The organism is Sphingomonas cavernae (assembly GCF_003590775.1).
Lineage (GTDB): Bacteria > Pseudomonadota > Alphaproteobacteria > Sphingomonadales > Sphingomonadaceae > Sphingobium_A > Sphingobium_A cavernae.
Window position 1 is genome coordinate 1 of record NZ_QYUM01000001.1, and the last position, 19659, is coordinate 19659.

At 61.2% G+C, this 19659-nt stretch carries 3 protein-coding genes, 3 tRNA genes and 3 rRNA genes; 8 read left to right on the plus strand and 1 reads right to left on the minus strand.

The genetic code is table 11. The features are described from left to right. From D3876_RS00005 to D3876_RS00030, 6 genes are all read left to right on the plus strand, one after another. A 16S ribosomal RNA gene (locus tag D3876_RS00005) occupies window positions 1-293 on the plus strand; the annotation flags it as partial. Window positions 294-518: 225 nt separating this feature from the next. Then, a tRNA-Ile gene (locus D3876_RS00010) sits at window positions 519-595 on the plus strand. 83 nt (window positions 596-678) lie between these two features. Then, window positions 679-754, plus strand: a tRNA-Ala gene (locus tag D3876_RS00015). A 341-nt stretch (window positions 755-1095) separates the two neighbouring features. Further along, window positions 1096-3890, plus strand: a 23S ribosomal RNA gene (locus D3876_RS00020). Window positions 3891-4028: 138 nt separating this feature from the next. Beyond that, window positions 4029-4143, plus strand: a 5S ribosomal RNA gene (rrf, locus tag D3876_RS00025). 162 nt (window positions 4144-4305) lie between these two features. Then, window positions 4306-4382: transfer RNA gene (locus tag D3876_RS00030), tRNA-Met, on the plus strand. 290 nt (window positions 4383-4672) lie between these two features. Here D3876_RS00030 and D3876_RS00035 read toward each other — a convergent pair. Then, on the minus strand, window positions 4673-6175 hold the full coding sequence (locus D3876_RS00035) for an arylsulfatase (RefSeq protein WP_119759103.1): 1503 nt from the start codon (window positions 6173-6175) through the stop codon (window positions 4673-4675). Between the two features lie 602 nt (window positions 6176-6777). Here D3876_RS00035 and D3876_RS00040 point away from each other — a divergent pair. Together D3876_RS00040 and D3876_RS00045 are read left to right on the plus strand one after the other, a co-directional pair. Beyond that, window positions 6778-17862: a YDG domain-containing protein gene (locus D3876_RS00040; protein ID WP_119759104.1), complete on the plus strand. Its 11085-nt coding sequence runs from the start codon at window positions 6778-6780 to the stop codon at window positions 17860-17862. After that, the gene (locus D3876_RS00045; RefSeq protein ID WP_119759105.1) at window positions 17859-19613 is read left to right on the plus strand and encodes a ShlB/FhaC/HecB family hemolysin secretion/activation protein; all 1755 of its coding nucleotides are present in this window, start codon (window positions 17859-17861) and stop codon (window positions 19611-19613) included. Before D3876_RS00040 ends, D3876_RS00045 begins: the two co-directional genes overlap by 4 nt. Window positions 19614-19659: the final 46 nt, after the last annotated feature.

Here is a 19659-nt window from a genome sequence, read left to right on the forward strand (position 1 = left end):
GTGGGCAGCAAACTCGCGAGGGTGAGCTAATCTCCAAAAGTTGTCTCAGTTCGGATTGTTCTCTGCAACTCGAGAGCATGAAGGCGGAATCGCTAGTAATCGCGGATCAGCATGCCGCGGTGAATACGTTCCCAGGCCTTGTACACACCGCCCGTCACACCATGGGAGTTGGATTCACCCGAAGGCGCTGCGCTAACCCGCAAGGGAGGCAGGCGACCACGGTGGGTTTAGCGACTGGGGTGAAGTCGTAACAAGGTAGCCGTAGGGGAACCTGCGGCTGGATCACCTCCTTTCTAAGGATATCGGCGGAAAGCGTCCTGAACTTGTTTCAGGAAAGAGCTTCCTCCTTTTCCAAAGAACATAGCCGCCGTCCTCATGTCCCTTCATCACTGGAAATCGCGCCGATCGAGACGATTGGCGCGAAAGCCTGAGCTGGCTCACGCCGCCCGCGGCCTTTATGGCCGGCTTTGGTGCGGTGGGTTTCATCAAAGCATCGCTTTGATGAGTTCCCGATTTGGGGGCCGGTAGCTCAGGTGGTTAGAGCGCACGCCTGATAAGCGTGAGGTCGTAGGTTCAACTCCTACTCGGCCCACCATCATCGCGCACAGCCGATCTGGGAGATCGGCGAGCACGATGATCCCGAAGCGGCTTGTCCGCGGAGGGGCCGTGCAGGGTTATGGGGCCTTAGCTCAGCTGGGAGAGCGGTTGCTTTGCAAGCATCAGGTCATCGGTTCGATCCCGATAGGCTCCACCATCCTTGCCCACAGTCGATCCGGGGGATCGACGAGGACAAGGATCGGCGCAGCGAAGCGAAGCCGCTGACGCGCACACCAAGATATTTCCAGAGATGAAGACATGAGTTTGCCGGCTTTTGCCGGCAATATGGGGAGATCTGCTCCCCAATATTTGACATTGTGAATGGGTTCTTAAAATCGATGCCGTGGCAGTATCGATCGCGCTTACGGGCGTGATTTATATTGTTACTAAATCATTTGGCTGAGATTTAATTATCTGCATTTACCGTGACGCGCATTCGATGGCGGCCTCTTTTGCAAGGAGAGGTTTTCCAGCGTTGTCATTGGTGGTGTGGACTCTCAAACGTGAGGTAAGAGCATTTGGTGGATGCCTTGGCATGCACAGGCGATGAAGGACGTGGCACGCTGCGATAAGCGTCGGTGAGGTGTGAGCAACCTTTGACCCGACGATTTCCGAATGGGGAAACCCATCCTTACCATTTAATCCTTGTCCCGGACTTGATCCGGGATCTGGGTTAAATGGGAAAGGATATTACCTTGGTGAATAAAATAGCCTTGGTAAAGCGAACCCGGAGAACTGAAACATCTCAGTACCCGGAGGAAAAGACATCAACCGAGATTCCGTTAGTAGTGGCGAGCGAACGCGGACCAGGCCAATGCCTGGTGTTTAATTAGCAGAAGCCTCTGGAAAGTGGCGCCATAGCGGGTGACAGCCCCGTATGCGAAAATAGGACATCAGGATTCGAGTAGGGCGGGGCACGTGAAACCCTGTCTGAACATGGGGGGACCACCCTCCAAGCCTAAATACTCGTGCATGACCGATAGCGAACTAGTACCGTGAGGGAAAGGTGAAAAGCACCCCGATGAGGGGAGTGAAACAGTACCTGAAACCGAATGCTTACAAGCAGTTGGAGCCTCTTTATGGGGTGACAGCGTACCTCTTGCATAATGGGTCTGTGACTTAGTGTATCAAGCAAGCTTAAGCCGATAGGTGTAGGCGCAGCGAAAGCGAGTCTTAATAGGGCGACAGAGTTTGATGCATTAGACCCGAAACCCGGCGATCTAGGCATGACCAGGTTGAAGGTGGGGTAACACCCACTGGAGGACCGAACCGTTTAATGTTGAAAAATTATCGGATGAGTTGTGTTTAGGGGTGAAAGGCCAATCAAGCCGGGAAATAGCTGGTTCTCCGCGAAATCTATTGAGGTAGAGCCTTGGATGAATACCGTTGGGGGTAGAGCACTGGATGGATGCGGGGGTCGCGAGATCTACCAACTCTAACCAAACTCCGAATACCAACGAGTACTGTCCAGGAGACAGACGGCGGGTGCTAAGGTCCGTCGTCAAAAGGGAAACAGCCCTGACCTACAGCTAAGGTCCCCAAGTCACGTCTAAGTGGGAAAGCATGTGGGATCTCCAAAACAACCAGGAGGTTGGCTTAGAAGCAGCCATCCTTTAAAGAAAGCGTAACAGCTCACTGGTCTAGATAAGAGATCCTGCGGCGAAGATGTAACGGGGCTCAAGACGTGCACCGAAGCTTAGGGTGTGGATTTATCCACGCGGTAGCGGAGCGTTCCGTAAGCCTGTGAAGCCGAAGGGTAACCGACGGTGGAGGTATCGGAAGTGCGAATGCAGACATGAGTAGCGATAAAGAGGGTGAGATGCCCTCTCGCCGAAAGACCAAGGGTTCCTGCTTAAAGCTAATCTGAGCAGGGTGAGCCGGCCCCTAAGACGAGCCCGAAGGGGGTAGTCGATGGGAACCACGTTAATATTCGTGGGCCTGGTGGTGTGTGACGGATCTCGTATGTTGTACGTCCTTAACGGATTGGACGTGCTTCGAAGAGGTTCCAGGAAATAGCCCCACCGTATAGACCGTACCCGAAACCGACACAGGTGGTCTGGTAGAGTATACCAAGGCGCTTGAGAGAAGTGTACTGAAGGAACTCGGCAAATTGCCTCCGTACCTTCGGAAGAAGGAGGCCCCACATCAAGGCAACTTTTTGTGGGGGGCACAGGCCAGGGGGTAGCGACTGTTTAGCAAAAACACAGGGCTCTGCTAAGTCGGCTTCAAGACGACGTATAGGGCCTGACGCCTGCCCGGTGCCTGAAGGTTAAGTGGAGGGGTGCAAGCTCCGAAATGAAGCCCAGGTAAACGGCGGCCGTAACTATAACGGTCCTAAGGTAGCGAAATTCCTTGTCGGGTAAGTTCCGACCTGCACGAATGGCGTAACGACTTCCCCACTGTCTCCAGTACATGCTCAGCGAAATTGAATTCTCCGTGAAGATGCGGAGTACCCGCGGTTAGACGGAAAGACCCCGTGCACCTTTACTGCAGCTTCAGAGTGGCATTAGGAAAGAATTGTGTAGCATAGGTGGGAGGCTTTGAAGCCGGGGCGCCAGCCCTGGTGGAGCCATAGGTGAAATACCACCCTGTTGTTTTCTGATGTCTAACCCAGCACCGTTATCCGGTGCGGGGACCCTCTGTGGCGGGTAGTTTGACTGGGGCGGTCGCCTCCTAAAGAGTAACGGAGGCGCGCGATGGTTGGCTCAGGACGGTTGGAAACCGTCTGTTAGAGTGCAATGGCATAAGCCAGCCTGACTGCGAGACTGACGAGTCGAGCAGAGACGAAAGTCGGTCATAGTGATCCGGTGGTCCCTCGTGGAAGGGCCATCGCTCAACGGATAAAAGGTACGCCGGGGATAACAGGCTGATAACCCCCAAGAGCTCATATCGACGGGGTTGTTTGGCACCTCGATGTCGGCTCATCACATCCTGGGGCTGGAGCAGGTCCCAAGGGTTTGGCTGTTCGCCAATTAAAGTGGTACGTGAGCTGGGTTCAGAACGTCGCGAGACAGTTTGGTCCCTATCTGCCGTGGGCGTCGAAATTTGAGAGGAGTTGACCCTAGTACGAGAGGACCGGGTTGAACATACCTCTGGTGGACCTGTCATCGTGCCAACGGTGCAGCAGGGTAGCTATGTATGGACGGGATAACCGCTGAAAGCATCTAAGCGGGAAGCCTCCCTCAAGATAAGATTTCATAGAGCCGTCGGAGACCACGACGTTGATAGACTGGATGTGGAAGCGCAGTAATGCGTGGAGCTAACCAGTACTAATTGCTCTATTCACGCTTGATAGTCCCACCATCAATGACAACTCTGGTTGCCGTTGCGGTTGGATAATTAAAGCAGCCCAATAATTTGGTCTCGAACACTTCAATGTGCACGGTATCGATTTTTAAGAACAAACCTCCGCTCATGCGCCGGCTCCATAGCTTGGTGACCATAGCGTCTGTGACCCACCCGATCCCATCCCGAACTCGGCCGTGAAACCAGACTGCGCCGATGGTACTATTGCTTAAGCACTGGAAGAGTAGGTCGTCGCCAGGCTTTGAAGCCGGCGCATAAGCGGAAATGTCCTTACACAAGAACCCATTCACTTTGTTTGTTGTTTCGTCGCATCCGCGACGAGATACGCGCCAATAAGGCGCGGCGGCCGGTCGGCCTTGCGGAAGCTAACGCTTCCGTCTCCCTTCCGGCCCACATTGGTGACGCGGGATGGAGCAGCCCGGTAGCTCGTCAGGCTCATAACCTGAAGGTCGCAGGTTCAAATCCTGCTCCCGCAACCAACACAACACCCAGCCCCTCGGCAACACGCCAAGGGGCTTTTTTATTGCCTCAAACACTGCGGTCGGGGGGTGATTATCGACCGCGGTCTGGTGATTCAGCCGACGCGCCCGGCATCGTCCGGCCCTGAAGATTGCGCCTCTTCCCGGCGACGAAGTCAGGCAAGGCGGCAACAGCGTTGCCGCCTTGCTCAAGGTCAGGGTGGGCGCCGCAGTTTGTTGCCGACGGGCACTCCCGATCCACTATCGCCGCTACGCCTTGGCGCAGCGAGGACAGTGCGGGCATCCAATCTTCAGGCGGAGCCGGTGGCGCCGAACTGCAACGTGTCCATCACCTTCTCGAGATTGAAGCTGCCTGCCTTCTGAGCCGGCGGGAAGTCCTTCAGCGTCCCGAGATACTCGCCGATAATGTCCTGGCAGGGGACCAGGATGAACGCCCGGTCGATATACCAGTCCCAATAGCTGTTCGAGGTGATGTCGGCGAACTCGTACGGGTCGGTCCGCAGGTTGAAGAGCTTGGGGATGCGACCGGTGACGAAGGGGCGGCCCCAGATCTCCAGCGTGCCCTGGCACTTCTGCTCCATGAACACCACCTTCCAGTTGTCCATGCGCAGGGCTGCGACTTCGCCCTCGTCGGTGAAGTAGATGAAGCCCTTGCGCGGGCTCTTCTCGCCCTTGGTCAGGTGGCCGACCAGGCTGAAGCCGTCGAGGTGGGACTTGAATTTCTTGCCGTTGAGCGTGGCGCCCTTCAGCAAGTCCTCCTTGATGCTTCCCGCGCCGGCCATTTCGGCGAAGGTCGGCAGCCAGTCGAGGTGCGATACGATGTCGGTCGAGATCGAGCCCGCCGGAATTTTGCCCGGCCAGCGGACCAGCGCGGGCACGCGATAGGCGCCTTCCCAGCTTGTGTTCTTTTCCGAGCGGAACGGGGTGGTGCCCGCATCCGGCCAAGAGTTGCAGTGCGGGCCGTTGTCGGTCGAGTACATGACGAAGGTGTCGTCGGCGATGCCGAGCTCGTCGACGAGGTCGAGCAGCACGCCGATCGCCTTGTCGTGATCGATCATGACGTCGTGATACTCGCTCTGCCAGCGCCCGGCTTGGCCTCTGCTCTCCGGCTTCACATGGGTCCGGAAGTGCATGTGCGTGGTATTGAACCAGACGAAGAACGGAACGCCTGCCTTCACCTGGTCGCGGATGAACGCGACAGCCCTTTCAGTCACCTCGTCGTCGATCGTCTCCATCCGCTTCTTGGTCAGCGGGCCGGTGTCCTCGATCGATTGGCCTCCCTTGCCGTCCGACTTGCAGTGAAGCACGCCGCGCGGGCCGAAGCGCTTCTTGAAGTTGGGGAATTCCTTTGGGTCGGGATAGTCAGGGTTCTCCGGCTCCTCCTCGGCATTGAGGTGGTAGAGATTGCCGAAGAATTCGTCGAAGCCATGCATCGTCGGCAGTTGCTCGTCACGGTCGCCGAGATGGTTCTTGCCGAACTGTCCTGTCGCATAGCCCTGCGCCTTGAGCACGGTGGCGATTGTCGGGATCGAATCCTTCATGCCTTCTTTGGCGCCCGGCATGCCGACCTTGGTGAGGCCCGTACGAAGCCCGCCCTGGCCAGTGATGAAACTGGCGCGGCCGGCAGTGCAGCTCTGCTCGGCATAATAGTCGGTGAACAGCATGCCTTCCTGGGCAACGCGATCGATGTTGGGCGTCGTGTAGCCCATCATTCCTTTGGTGAAGATGCTGAGGTTCGACTGACCGATGTCGTCTCCCCACATGACGAGAATATTGGGCTTTGCCTTTGCCATCGAATCTCTCCTCGCTTGACCACATGGAGCTTTGATTTTGGCGTGTGGCGCATGGACGCAGTATCGGGATTTACCCTGACATTGTTCGGGAACTTGCTCAGGTGATGCCTTTCCGGGTTAGGGCGGTGGGCGCATCCGACGCCCCGTCGGAGCGATGACCATGGCCTGCGCTTTCTTGGCTTGGATGCATGGCAATCGCTGCGAACGATGCTGGACCAATGGCAGTGTGCTGGCCATCGCCACGCATAGCTGCCGTTCCGGACACGGCCATTTGGAGCCACTCCGGTCGAGTTGAATGAGCGTTTGCTCTTGGGCGTGAATTTTGAGGGATGTAGGTGTGGGATTCAGGCGGTTCCTGCCTTTGGCGCGCCAACCACGTCCCGAAAGCGCTCAAGACCGCTTTCCGCATTTTCGGCCGCCAACTGCCGTCCGAATGACCGAGAAGTGTTTTTCAGGCGACACGCCGGAAATTCATATCGCATTCGAATCAAATAGCGCCCGAACTCAATGCTCTAGGGGTTTTTCCCGATAGGCTTGCTATCCGATCGACCATAAGATGATCCCTTACCAGGTGAGCAAGTCCTGCAAGAGGGGACGTCATCATGCTGAGGCGCCATTTATACGCGCTGCTGAGGGGAACGGCACTCTCTACGGGCGAAGCTCGAGCTGCGGGGTGGCAGGTCTGGCGGCGACTGGGCGGACATTGCCGGGCCCCCGACCTGTTATGCGGTGCCATCGTCGCTCTGGGCCTGGCCGCCGGGCCCGTCGCTGCCCAGACCGTCCCCGCAGGGCTTCCGACGGGCGGGGTTTTCGTCGCTGGCGCGGGCCAGATCAGCCAGCCTTCCCCCACCGCGCTCAGCATCACCCAGTCCTCGCAACGCGGCGTGATTGACTGGGGCGCATTTTCTATCGCCACCCAGCACCAGGTTCATATCGACAATGCAAGTGGCGCGACGCTCAATCGCGTGCTTGGCGGGCAGATCTCGCAGATCGACGGCAAGCTTTCGGCGACGGGTTCGGTCTATCTGATGAACCCGCATGGCGTCATCGTTGGGCCGGGCGGTCGCGTGCTGACGGGTGGCAGCTTCGTCGCCTCGACGCGGCAGATCGATCCGGGCGCCTTCATGGCGGGCGGGCCGCTCGCAATTTCGGGCACGTCTGCGGGCGCGATCGTCAACCAGGGTTCGATCGTCTCGCAGTCGGGCAGCGTCGTGATGATCGCGCGTGCGGTCACCAATTCCGGGACTATCCAGGCATCGAAGGGCCGCGTCTCGCTGGCGGCCGCGAATGACGTGCTGCTGGCGACGACCGATGGCAAGGCCGAGAATATCTTCGTATCCTTCGCCAATGGCGGCGACGGTGACGTCACCCAGACCGGCCGCATCGAGGCTGCTGCGGCGGCGCTCAAGACCGCGGGCGGCAATATCTTCGCGCTTGCGGGCAATCGCGACGGCCTTGTCCAGGCGACGGGCACCGAGACGATCAACGGCGAACTCTGGCTCGCCGCACCCAAGGGCAAGGTCGAGGTTTCGGGCACGCTCGCCGCGACCAATGTCGACGGCAGCGGCGGCACGATCGGCGTCAACGGCAAGGATGTGCGTCTCGCCTCGTCGGCTTATGTGACCGCCGCGGGCAGCAAAGGCGGTGAGGTGCTGGTCGGCGCATCGCATTTCGGGACGGGCTCGGAACTCGCCGAAAGCCTGACGATCGAGTCGAGCACGACGCTGCTCGCGGGCGGGGCGCTCGGCGGCGGGCGGATCGAGACATCGGGCAAGGCGGTAGATATCGGAACCGCGCGGATCGATGCTGGGAAGGGCGGACTGTGGCTGCTCGATCCCAGCGACATCACCATCGACACCGCGCTGGCCGCGACGATCACCGCGTCGCTCGATGGCGGCACCGACGTCACGCAGGAAACCGCCAGTGGCAGCGGCGGTGCGGGCGACATCACCGTTGCGGCGCCGGTGATATGGACGGGGAGTGGCGACCTCACCCTCGACGCCTTTCGCAACCTTGCGGTGAACCAGCAGATTTCGGGTGGCGGCTCGGTGACCTTGCGTGCAGCGGGAAGCACGACGCTTGCCGCCAGCGTGGCAAGCACGGGCAACGTGCTGGTCGAGACGGGAAGCTTCATCAACCAGGCCGGCGCCGCGGCACTGACGGCGGGCGGGCAGTGGCTCGTCTATTCGGGCGATCCCGCGAACGACACCACGGGCGGATTGACCCCCGGCTTCTATCAATATGCGGCGCCGTTCGGCACCGCCCCCGCGGCGGCGGGCAATGGCCTGCTCTACAGTATCGCGCCCAGCGTGGCGATCAGCCTCGGCGCCGTCACCAAGAGCTATGACGGCACGACGACGGCATTTCTCGACGACACGAACACGACCGTCACCGGCCTAATCAACAATGACGACTGGACGCTCGATGGCGTGTACGCCAGCAAGGATTCGGCCACTGGCATTGCGGTGACCGCCAACAATTTTCAGGCGACGCACGACGGCATTCCGGTGTTCGGCTACGCGTCCAACGCGCCGGTCACCGCCAGTACAGGCACGATCAATCCGGCCGTCCTCACGGCGAGCATCATCGGCAATCCGACCAAGACCTACAATGCGTCGGCGGCGGTTGCGCTGACATCGGCCAACTTTGCACTTGCCGGCGTTGCTGCCGGCGAGACGATCACGGTCAGCGCGGCGGCCACCGCCGCCTATGACGCCGCCAATGCGGGAAACCGCACGGTCAACGCGACCTTCTCCACCCCCAATTTCAGCGCGGGCAGCGGGACCAGCCTCACCAACTATGTGCTGCCGACGGTTGCTACTGGACCCGGCCTGATCAATCCCGCGCAGCTTCTGATCAGCGGACTGACGGCGAACGACAAGGTCTATGACGGGACGACTGCCGCGGTGCTCAATACCGGCGCTGCATCGCTGTTCGGAATCGTCGGAAGCGATGTCGTGTCTCTCGACGCGGGAGGTGCGACAGGGATTTTCGCGACAAAGAATGTCGGGAACGCGATAGCGGTTACGGGAACCGGATTCACGCTGAGTGGGGCTGCCGCGGCCAACTACGTCGTTTCCCAACCGACGGGGCTTGCGGCCAACATCACGCCGGCGGCGCTCTTGGTGTCGGGGCTGACGGCAAATGACAAGATCTATGACGGAACGCGCTTTGCCACCGTCAATACCGGCGGTCTTATCGTCAGCGGGCTCATCCCGGGTGATGACGTCGTGCCTGTTGCCGGAACCGGCGCACAGATCGAATTTGCGAGCAAGGACGTCGCACAGGATATCCCGGTCACGATCAGCGGCGTGACGCTGAGCGGCGTCGACGCCGGCAACTATAATTTCAGCTTCGCAGCGGGGCTGGCGGCGGACATCACGCCGCGCCCGCTCACTCTCGCGGCCAATGGCCTGCCCACCAAGATCTACGATGGGACGACCAATGCCTTCGTGGACCAGTCCCAGGTCGCGCTTGGCAATTTCGCGCCCGGGGAAACGATTTCGCTGACCCAGGCTTCCGGGCTCAATTACGCCTCGAAGAATGTCGGTGTCTGGGACATCGCGATTTCGCTCTCACCGTCCGACTTCCAGGCAGCACCGGGAACGTTGCTTTCCAACTATCTCCTGCCGACGCTGGGAACGATCCAGGGCGAGATCACGGCCGCACCGTTGACGATCATCATCATCAACAATCCCACCAAGGGCTATGACGGCAATGCCAATGCCTCGCTTGGGCCGTCCAATTTCGAGGTCGACGGCTTCGTGGTCGGAGAAGGCGCAACCGTCACACAGACATCGGGGCAATACGCTTCGTCCGATGCGGGGGTCTGGACCGTCACCGCGTCACTCGACGCGAGCAATTTCAATCCCGATCCCGGCACCCTGATGTCCAACTACATCGTCCCGTCGCCGGTGACCGGGCCGGGCACGATCACGCGCATCCCGCTGGGCCCGGGCGTCGTCATCGTCGACATCACCGGCAATCCCACCAAGGTCTATGACGGGACGATCGTCGCAACGCTCTCACCCTCGGACTACACGCTCAGCGGATTCATCCCCGGCGAAGGCGCCATCGTCACGGAAACGGTCGGGGAGTATGCCGATCCCAATGCCGGGCAGAAGCCCGTATTCGTGCAGCTCGACCCGACCGATTTCCTGCCCTTCCCGAACACCAACCTCAACAATTACACGCTGCCCACAGAAGCCACCGGTGTCGGCACGATCCTCAAAGCGCTTCTGACCGCGTCGATCATCGGCAACCCGACTCGCGTCTATGACGGGGCGACGCGCATCGGCCTCAATCCCTCGAGCTTCCTGATCTCCGGCCTGATCGGCAGCGAGAGCATCAGTGTCACGCCCGGCAATATCGGCGACTATGACACGGCCGACGCCGGCAGCCGCATAGTGTCCGCATTCTTCCCGTCGCAGGCCAGCTTCATCGCGGGGCCGGGGACCTTGCTCGCGAACTATGTGCTGCCGCTCGATGCGTCGGGGCCGGGCACGATCACCCCCGCACCCCTCAACATTCTGAACGTCAGCGCGCAGAACAAGGTCTATGACCAGACGACCGTTGCGCAACTCGCGGGTGCGGTGACGCTTTTCGGGGTTATCGCGGGCGATGACGTGACGCTTGATCCTTCTGCGTCCACTGGAACCTTCGCCACGCCCAACGTCGGCACCGGCATCGCGGTCACCGTTGCCGGCTACACGATTGCCGGTGCGGATATCGGCAACTACCAGCTCTTCCAGCCCGGCGGGCTTGCGGCGAACATCACGCCGCGGGGCCTAACCATCGCCAACGTCACTGCGCTGGACAAGATCTATGACGGCACGACAGCCGCCACGCTGGATGGATCGGCGTCGCTGATCGGGGTGCTGAGTGGCGATACGGTGTTGCTGAACGCATCGGGCTCGACGGCTTCGTTCCTGCAGTCGAATGTCGGCACCGATCTGCGTGTCAATATCGGTGGCTATTCGATCGCCGGTCCGCAGGCAGGCAATTATTCGCTGAGCCAGCCTTCGGGGCTGACCGCGGACATCAACCCCCGGCCGCTCTCGGGCGCGATCCTCGGCAACCCGACCAAGACATATGACGGCACGACCCAGGTCTCGCTGGGCGCCTCCAATTATTCGCTGACCGGATTCATCACCGGAGAAGGCGGGGCGATCACACAGTCGGCCGGCGCTGCCTATGACAGCCCGAATGCCGGCGCACGCACGGTCAATGCCACGATCGTCGTGTCGGATATCGTGCCCAATGCGGGAACGCTGCTTTCCAACTACCTGCTGCCGACGGTCATTTCGGGTCCCGGAACGATCAACCCGGCGCAGCTCATCGCCTCGATCATCAACAACCCGACCAAGGTCTATGACGCGACCACTGCCGCCATTCTGACCAGCAGCAATTTCAGCGTGCAGGGTTTCGTTGCGGGCGAAGGCGCGACCGTCACGCAGACCGCGGGTATCTATGACAGCAAAAATGCCGGAAGCCGCGTGGTGACGGCGTCGCTCGCCGCGGGCGACTATGCCCCGACGGGCGGGACCATTCTCACCAACTACGTCCTGCCAGTCAGCGCAAGCGGCGCAGGGACAATCACGCAGGCGCAGGTGCAGGTGATCGACGTGCTCGCGCTCGACAAGATCTATGACGGCACCATCGCCGCGTCGCTGGACAGCAGCAATGCCGACCTGACCGGTGTGTTCGCGGGCGACACCGTGAATGTCGTTTCCACCGGCGCCACCGGCACGTTCGACAACAAGAATGTCGGCACCAACAAGCCGGTCACAGCGACGGGCTACGCCATCGCGGGCACCGACGCCGCCAACTACCTCGTGCTGCAACCTGTCGGACTCTTCGCCGACATTACGCAGGCGACGATCGCACTCGCCTCTGTCACCAAGGTTTATGACGCAACGACGACCGCCCCCACGGCCAACAGCGCCTATACGCTCGCGGGCGCGTTCGGCAGCGACGATGTTTCGGTGAACGCCAGTGGCATTACCGGTGACTATAACGACAAGAATGTCGGCACCGGCAAGCCGGTCACTTTGGCGGGCGTGGCGCTGACCGGCGCGGATGCGCCCAACTATATCATCAGCCCGACGACGACCAGCGAGCCTATAGGGATCATCACCCCGGCGACACTCAACGTGATCGGCGCGATCGCGCTCGACAAGACCTACGACCAAAACACGATCGCCCAGCTCGACAACACCAGCACCGCGCTCAGTGGCGTGTTTGCCGGGGACGTGGTCAATCTGTCGATGGCAGCCACGGGCAATTTCGACAATCCCAATGCCGGTACGAACAAGCCGGTCACCACGACCGCCTACGGTATTTCGGGGACCGATGCGCCAAACTACACACTGGTCCAGCCGCAAGGATTGACCGCGGATATCAATCCGCTCGAGATTTTCCTCGCCTCGGTCACCAAGGTCTATGACGGCACGATCGCATTGCCGACCGCATCGAGCGGCTATGGCTTCACGGGCGTGCTCAGCGGCGACACGGTCGAAGCGCAGACCTCGGGTGTCACAGGCCAGTATAATGACAGCAAGGACGTCGGCACCGCCAAGCCCGTAACGGTCAACGGGCTGACACTCACGGGCACGAGCGGCGGCAACTATTTCATCAGTTCCAGCATCACCGACACCATCGGTACGATCACGCAGGCGACGCTCACCGCTGCGATCATCGGCAACCCCACCAAGACCTATGACGGCAATGCCAACGCGATACTGACGCCGGCCAATTTCCAGTTCACCGGCTTCGTGCTCAGCGAAGGGGCCAGCGTCACCCAGACTGCAGGTGCCTATAATTCGCAGAATGTCGATGCGACCACGGTCACCGCTTCGCTCGCCGGATTCATCACGCCCGACGCGGGCACCGACCTCAACAACTATATCGTGCCCGTCAGTGCGAGTGGTGCCGGGACCATCGATGCGAGGCTGCTGACGATCTCTGGGGTCATCGCCAACAACAAAGTGTATGACGGGAGCACCGCAGCCACGCTGAACAGCGTCGGCGCGATACTGAACAATGTCGTGTCGGGAGACACGGTCGCGCTCAACAGCGCCGCTGCGACGGGCGTGTTCGCCTCGCCCAATGTCGGTACGGCGATCCCGGTTACCGCGTCGGGCTACACGCTCGATAATAATCCGTTCGGCAACTACGTCCTGCAGCAGCCGCAGGGCCTCGCCGCTGATATCACGCAGGCGCTGCTGCAACTGATCCGCGTGACCAAGGTGTACGATGGCGGCTTCGCGCTGCCGACGGTCAACGCCGCCTATACGTTGGGCGGCGTCGTTGCGGGCGATGACGTGTCCGTCAATGCCGCCGCCATCACCGGCGGCGGTTACGCCACCAAGGACGTCGCGACGGGCATTGCCGTCGATGTCACGGGCCTGTCGCTGACGGGCACGGCGGCGGGCAACTATTCGATCGTCAACGTCATTGACGACGCATTGATCGGCGAGATTACGCCCGCGACGCTGACTGCCACGATCATCAACAACCCGACCAAGACCTATGACGGCAGCAATGCCGCGACGCTGACAAGCGCCAACTATCAGCTCACCGGCTTTGTCCTCAGCGAAGGCGCGACCGTCACGCAGACAGCCGGCCTGTACGATTCCGCCAATGCGGGTGGGCGCATAGTAACCGCCACACTGGCGAGTGGGGATTTCACCGCCGATGCAGGGACGCTGCTTTCCAACTATATCCTGCCGACGGACGCTACAGGCGCGGGCACGATCGATCCCAAGGCGCTTCTCGCCGCGATCATCGGCAATCCGACAAAAACCTATGACGGCAACGCGACCGCCACGCTGATCCCTGCGAACTATAATCTCGTCGGGCTGGTCGGATCGGAGTCGATGACGATCAATCAGACCGTCGGCGCCTATGCCTCGCCCAATGCCGGCCCGCATCTGGTGACGGCAGCACTGGCGGGCACCGATTTCACCGCCGGCGCCGGCACGCTGCTCGCCAACTATGTGCTGCCGACGAGCGCCGAAGGACTGGGCACCATCAATCGCGCCGACCTGGTCGCCGCCATCATCGGCAATCCGACCAAGATCTTTGACGGCAACGCCGTCGCGACGCTCGGCGCGGCCAACTATCAGCTCACGGGCTTCGTGGCTGGCGAAGGCGCAACCGTCACCCAAACTCTGGGCACCTACGACAGCGCCAATGCCGGCGCACGCACCGTGACGGCTGCGCTCGGTGCAACCGATTTCAGCGCGAACACGGGAACGCTGCTCGACAATTACAATCTGCCGACGAGCGCCACAGGCCCCGGCCAGATCGATCCCAGGGCGCTGCTTGCGCTGATCATTGGGAATCCGACCAAGCCCTATGACGGAACGGTTGCCGCGACGCTCGGGCCGGCCAATTATCAACTGACCGGATTTGTCGGGGCCGATAGCGCGATCGTTACCGAGACCGTCGGCGCATATGATTCGGCGAACGCCGGCATTCGGACGGTCACCGCACAGCTCGACAGCGGCGACTTCACAGCAGGCGGCAGCACGCTGCTTTCAAACTATGTGCTCCCAACACAAGCAACCGGCCCTGGTCAGATCGACCGACTAGCGCTCAGCGCCGCGATCATCGGCAACCCGACCAAGACCTATGACGGCACGCTCGCCGCCACGCTGACGGCAGCCAACTATGATTTGACGGGATTCATCGCGGGTGAGGGGGCGACGGTGAACCAGACCGCCGGACTCTATGACGGGCCCAATGCGGGCGCGCATATCGTCACAGCGACGCTTGGCGCTGCCAATTTCAGTCCCAACAGTGGCACGCTCCTCGACAATTACATATTGCCGCTCACCGCCAGCGGCGCCGGACAGATCGATCCACGGGTGCTGAGGGCCTCTATCATCGGCCTGCCAACCAAAACCTATGACGGCACCACGGCGGCGTTGCTGACGCCCGGCAATTTTGCACTGGCGGGCTTTGTCAGTGGCGAAGGTGCGGCTGTCACTGAGACCGTAGGCGTGTATGGCACCGCGGACGCCGGAATAAAGCTGATCACGTCGTCGCTCGATTCGGGCGATTTTGTCGCGAACAGCGGCACGCTGCTGTCGAACTACATATTGCCGACAAGCGCCATCGGCTCCGGCATCATCTCCAAGGCGCAGCTTGCGGCTCTCATCATAGGCAACCCGACCAAGATCTATGATCAGACGACCGCAGCAACGCTGACCTCGGCCAACTACGCATTGACGGGTTTCGTTGCCGGCCAGGGCGCGACGATCACCGAGACGGCAGGCGAATATGGTTCGCCCAATGCCGGTGCGCGGCTCGTGACCGCCATGCTCGGGAGCGCCGATTTCGTCGCGAACGGCGGCACCGACCTGCGGAACTACGCGCTGCCGCTGACCGCAACCGGGCCCGGCACGATCGATCCGAAGGAGATCACGCTGATCCTTCTCGCCGATCCGACCAAGGTCTATGATGGCACGCTGAGCGCTGTCGTGCCATCGATCCAATTCCGGGCGGTGGGCTTCCTGGGCAGCGACGGCCTCTCCGTCGAAAGTACGGCGACTGGAACCTACGCCGACAAGAATGTCGGGCTTCACGCAGTGCTGATCGACGCATCAACCGCCAAGTTTATTGCGCTCCCGGGCACGGATCTCGCCAATTATGCGCTGAGGTCGCAGGCCGTCGGCATCGGCCGGATCACGCCAGCGCCGCTCACCGCGACGCTCGTGGATGTCGTCAAGACCTATGACGGCACGACCTCTGCTGTGCTGACGCCGCCCAATTTCATGCTGAACGGCTTCGTCGCGGGTGAAGGCGCGAGCGTTACTGAAACGGTCGGCATCTTCGCCACCCCGGATGCCGGGCTCCGCGCTATCAGCGCCACGCTCGACAGCGGAGATTTCGTCGCGAACAGCGGCACGCTGCTTTCAAATTACAACCTCCCGACCGCCGCCACGGGAACCGGCCTGATCAATCCGGCGCAACTCGGCGCCGTTATCGTCGGCAATCCGACCAAGACCTATGATGGCACGCTCGCTGCCCTGCTCGGCTCGGCCAACTATCAGCTCACTGGCTTTATCACCGGCCAGGGCGCGACAGTGACAGAGACGGCGGGAAGCTATGACAGCATCAACGCCGGCGCGCGCATGGTGACGGCAACGCTCGAAACCGCCGACTTCACCGCGGATGCCGGCACGCTGCTCTCAAACTATGTGCTCCCGACGACAGCTTCGGGCCCGGGCCAGATCGATCCCGCGCGGCTGATCGCGACATTGACGGGCGTCACCAAGATCTATGACGGCACGACCGCCGCAATACTGAACCCGTCCAATTTCACGCTTGGCGGACTCGTCGGCTCCGACAGCATGACCGTCACCGAGACCGCGGGCCTGTTCGCATCGTCAGACGCAGGAACGCGCGCTGTGACCGCTATGCTTGACCCGACGGACTTCGCCGCGAATGGGAGCACGCTGCTGTCCAACTATGTCCTGCCGACCGACGCGGCGGGACTTGGGCGGATCGACACGAGGCAGTTGCTCGCCGCGATCATCGGCAACCCGACAAAGGGCTATGATGCGACGACCGCCGCGACGCTTGCCTCGGCCAACTATGCGCTGACGGGCTTCGTTGCGGGACAGGGGGCGACCGTGACCGAGACGGTGGGGGTCTATGACAGCGCCAACGCCGGCGCGCGCACCGTGACCGCGACGCTGGACGGCACGGACCTCGTGGCGAACTCGGGGACGTTGCTCTCCAACTATGTCCTGCCTATGACCGCCACCGGACCGGGGCAGATCGATCCAAGAGCCCTTGCCGCCGCGATCATCAACAACCCGACCAGGATCTATAACGGTACGACCGCGGCAACCCTGGCGCCCTCCAACTTTGCGCTCACCGGGTTCCTCGGGAGCGACGGCGCCACGGTTACGCAGACGGTCGGCAGCTACGACGACAAGAACGCCGGCTCACGCATCGTGACCGCGACGCTTGGCAGCGGCAATTTCACGGCCAATGGCAGCACCTTGCTCTCCAACTATATCCTCCCGACCAGCGCGAGCGGGCCGGGCCAGATCGACCGCGCGACGATCACCGCTGCGATCATCGGCAACCCCACTAAGACCTATGACGGCAATACCGATGCGATCCTGACGTCCGACAATTTCGCGCTTTCGGGCTTTGCTCCTGGCGAAGGCGCGCTCGTCACCGAAACCTTCGGCACCTATGATGCTCGTGAGCCAGGCGACCGGACGGTTACGGTCGCGCTCGAGCCCGACGACTTCACGGCAAACACGGGCACGCTGTTTTCCAACTACATCCTGCCGACCACTGCCTCGGGGCCCGGCACGATCATCCCCGATCGAGATATCTGCGTCCGCGTGCCGACAAGTGACTGCTTCCCCGACTTCCCAGATCTGTTCCTGCGCTTCGGCCGGACCGTCGGTAATCCCCATTTCTACATACCCTATCCCGTGGTGGATCCGATCTATCTTGGCCGGACCAACGCCTTTAGCGGTTTGCCGAGCATCGTCGCGGCGCGCAGCACGACACCGTCCGACACGAGTGTCGTCGTTCAGAGCGGTGCACCTACGATCAATTCGACCGAACAGGTCCTGATACAGGGAAGGCGCGCGAAAAACTGGCAGGTGCAATCGACGCTTCCGCTGACCGTCAACTTCCTTGAGGGCCCACAGTGAAGCGCGCGCACCCGATGCCGCGCAGCATGCGCTGCGCCGTGCTCATTATGCTCGGTGTGCTGCTCCCCGTCGCCGCCAATGCCCAGGATTTCGAGCGCGTCCAGCCCAAGTTGCCGCCGCAACCCGCTACTCCCCCGGTCGAGGTTCCGCCGGAAGCGGCTCCCGTCGAGGGAGATACGCGAGTGCTTGTTCCCGAGTTGAGGGGCCTTGTCTTCGTGGACGGTATGGGCAGGCTTCAGGCGGGCGGCGTCGCGCCGGAGACAGTTTCAGACGGCATTGGGGTGCGTGAGGCGCCGCTCCTTTCGGATCCCGACTTTGCGGCAAAGCTTCGCCCCTATATCGGCCCCCCCCTGACCCAGGCTGACCTCGATGCGATCGGGCATCTGGTCCGCGAAACCTATCGCGCGAAGGAGCATCCTTTCGTCCACGTCTCGGTGCCGCCGCAGAATGTGGAGAATGGCATCGTCCAGGTCGTCATCACCGAATATCGCGTCGGTGAGGTCACGGTCACCGGGAACCGGCATTTCTCTACCGAGCTGATCCGGGACTTCGGCGACCTGAAGAGCGGCGAGGTGCTGACGACACCGCGGCTTCGCGAAGCGCTCGAGGACTATAACCAGAACCCCTTCCTCACCGTCAGCGCGATCGCCAAGCCTGGACGCGAGACGGGACTGACGGATATCGAGCTTCAGGCGCAGGACCGCGCTCCCTGGCGTGTCTATGCAGGCTATGACAATCAGGGTGTGCCGACGCTTGATCGTGACGAATGGTATGTCGGCTTCAACTGGGGCAACGTCGCTGGCACGGGCCAGATCCTTTCCTACCAGTTCACGCGCGCCTTCAATGGTCGCTATGAATCGCATTCTGCGAGCTATGTGGTCCCGATCGACGCCTACAACCGCGTGCTCTTCTTCGGAGCCTACGCGACGCAGACGCCCCGACTTGCCCCGATCTTCAGGAGCAGGGGCCATTCGGGGCAGGTCAGCATGCGCTGGTCATCCGATCTGCCTCTCTGGGGCGGGTTGAAGCAGCGCCTGCAGGCCGGCTTCGATTTCAAGCGGACCGACAGCAATCTCGAGTTCGCGAGATTCCGCATTCTCGACAATGCGGTGGGGATATTCCAGTTTCCCGTCATCTACACCGCGAGCCTCCCCGATAGCCACGGCGAGACCGTGGCAGAGAACCTGCTCGTGATCTCGCCCGGGAATATCACCCACAACAACAACGACGCGGCGTTCCGGCTGCTCGTTCCCGGGTCCGATGCGACCTATGTCTATGACCGGATCTCGCTGACGCGGACCACGACGCTGCCCCACGGGATGAGCTGGATCGCGCGCGGCCTGGTACAGGTCGCGAGCGACAATCTGCCCTATAGCGAGCAGATCGGCGGCGGCGGCATCGGCAGCGTGCGTGGTTATGACACCAACACCGCGCTCGGTAGCGAGGGCCTGGTACTGACGACCGAGCTGCGCTCGCCCGCGTTCAGCCTGATCGGCAATTTCGGCAAGGGGCAGGCGATCAGCGACCAGATGCAGGTGGGCGTGTTCATCGACTATGCCTGGCTGCGCCAGCGCAATCGGATTCCCGACCTTCGGCGCTCTGAGGAACTGGCCAGCGTCGGCGTGAACCTGCACTACACAGTCGATCACTATCTTGACCTGCAGGTGGAGGTCGGCACCCAGCTCAACCGCCCCTCGTTCGCACGTGACAAGGACACACAGGCAGCAATCGTCGCGACGATAAGTTTCTAGCCCTGGCCTTATCTGCGCGGCTTCGGGGTAATTCCTGTGACAGCCC

Excerpts from the sequence above, each read along its gene's own strand:
- D3876_RS00035 (WP_119759103.1), bottom strand. The coding sequence starts at position 6,175 with ATGGCAAAGGCAAAGCCCAATATTCTCGTCATGTGGGGAGACGACATC.
- D3876_RS00040 (WP_119759104.1), top strand. The coding sequence starts at position 6,778 with ATGCTGAGGCGCCATTTATACGCGCTGCTGAGGGGAACGGCACTCTCT.